Origin of the sequence: Endozoicomonas sp. ONNA2, from assembly GCF_024606365.1 — a bacterium.
GTDB lineage: Bacteria > Pseudomonadota > Gammaproteobacteria > Pseudomonadales > Endozoicomonadaceae > Endozoicomonas.
Genome location: NZ_JAHHPO010000484.1, coordinates 1 through 1,942, shown reverse-complemented (window position 1 = coordinate 1,942; position 1,942 = coordinate 1). Strand labels below are relative to the sequence as shown.

Here is a 1,942-nt window from a genome sequence, read left to right as displayed (position 1 = left end):
ATGACCAAAAAATCCCTGATTTCACGCTTCAATTGCGAATAAATGAAGTAGTAGTCTGTTGGCTGGAATGGTCGGCAATGGATTTACTGATCTGATTGGTGACGCCACCGGCGGGCACTTCGTTGGTCATGCCTGTTTTGCGGTAAGGCAGTTCGCTGGTCATATCTTCCTTGTGGTAGTAAATATCCGTGGTCAGGGCGGCGGTATCAATGGCGGTAGTTCCTGAGTAGGGCAATGCTGCAGTGGGATCGACGCTATCAATGCCGATGTTTACCCCGGGGATCATATCAAGCTTGTCAATCACCCAATCTACAATGCCACCCAAAGATTTAAACCAGTTGACAATCCCGGCCACGGTAGCCATCAGAAACTGTCCGGCGCTGCTTTCCCTGAACAGGTTCCAGAGCAGTTTGATGCCCTGCCAGGCGGCATAGAGCCCCGCCACCAAGGCGGTGAATCCGATAATGATGAGACCGATAGGGGAAGCAACAAAAGCGGCATTGAGCAACCATTGGACAGCGGTATAGGCGGCAGTGGCTATTTTTGCCAGATTCATCACCATCAGCCAGCCTGCCCAGGCGGCTTTGCCGATACCTACGGCAATGGTCAGCAAGGCCATGCCAGAAGCAAGCCCCAAAATAATAAGGGCAGTAACACCGATCACCTTGGTGATGTTGGGTAATAGCTTGATCAATAACAGCAATTCCCTGGCCATATCAGCAAACCACTGGATCACCGGTTCTATGACCGGGAGCAAAGCCTGCCCCATGGCGATCCGGACTGCATTCACTGTGCTGGCCAGTTGTTGCCACGGGTCAGTCATCGCCTGTGCTGCTTCAGCAGCTTGTGCCATGTTGTTGAGTTTACCCAAGTCGTTAATGGTTTTACCCAACCCGGCGGTATCTTTGCTCAATTGCTGAATCAATTTGGAACCATCACCAAACGCCTCATCCAGTTTTGCCCAGGCATTGGCCCCGCTCAGGTCACCAAATTCCGTTTGCAGTTTGTCCAGAATATCCAGCATCGGAAGTAGTTTCCCGTTGCTGTTAGTAAACGACATCCCCAATTTATCCTGGGCTGCCACGGCATATTCCAGGAAATTGGTGTATTGGGCTTCAGCGTCAGCAATTCCCGTTGATTTACTCAGGGTGGCCAATACGGCCAGCTGTTCTTCCATGGCCACGCCTAAACCGGAACCCAGATTATTGATTCCCTGCATGGCGTCAGCAATATCCGTCGTATTGGTGCCCAGCTCTTTACTCAGATAATTGGTCTGTCCTACCAGTTGTTCCACCCATTGGGCTTTGCCCATGGCGTCCGCTGTGCCCTTGAACCGTTCATACATTTGGGTAATGTACAGGCTGGTTTCCTCCATTGTGGCCTTGGTTGTGGCGGCCAATACGGCGGAGGCGCTGGTAAAGGCGGACAGCTCATCACCGGTCAGTCCTTTGATGGCCTTGCTGATGTGCGCACCGGACCCCACCACTTCAGCAGCCACCACCCCGTAAGTGGCGGACAGTTCCAGGGCAGTGTCATTCAACTGTTGCAGGGCGGTTTCCTGAATGCCGATACTCCGGGTTTCTGCCAAAGCCCGATTCATCTCAATGGCCGGTGTCAGGCTTTCATAAATCAAAAACCCGGTGCCAGCCAGCCCCATGGCCCCGGATCTCATATCCTCAAAACCGGTTTTGGCCGAATCAATCAGACCGTCAAAACTCCGGGTAGCCCGGGCAGCAGGGCCGCTGATCCGGTCGATCAGTCCCACGGTAAACATTAACGGTTTGAGGGAGTCATTCATCGCTTGTTAAATCGTTCGCTACGTGAAAAGTAAGGGAGTTAGCCCCGTGAACTTTGATTTCATGAAATCTCCGTTGCCTGAATTTTGAACGGTTAGGAATTGTCTGAAAATAACTTCCACATATTCAGATGTTCCACCGCAATC

At 51.9% G+C, this 1,942-nt stretch carries 1 protein-coding gene; it reads right to left on the bottom strand.

The features are described from left to right. Positions 1-28: 28 nt before the first annotated feature. Positions 29-1,798, bottom strand: a complete 1,770-nt coding sequence (locus KDK14_RS08760; protein ID WP_257264711.1) for a phage tail tape measure protein — start codon at positions 1,796-1,798, stop codon at positions 29-31. Positions 1,799-1,942 lie beyond the last annotated feature (144 nt).

What these genes read in the sequence shown, in the direction of transcription:
- KDK14_RS08760 (WP_257264711.1), bottom strand. Translation starts at nt 1,798, where the DNA reads ATGAATGACTCCCTCAAACCGTTAATGTTTACCGTGGGACTGATCGAC.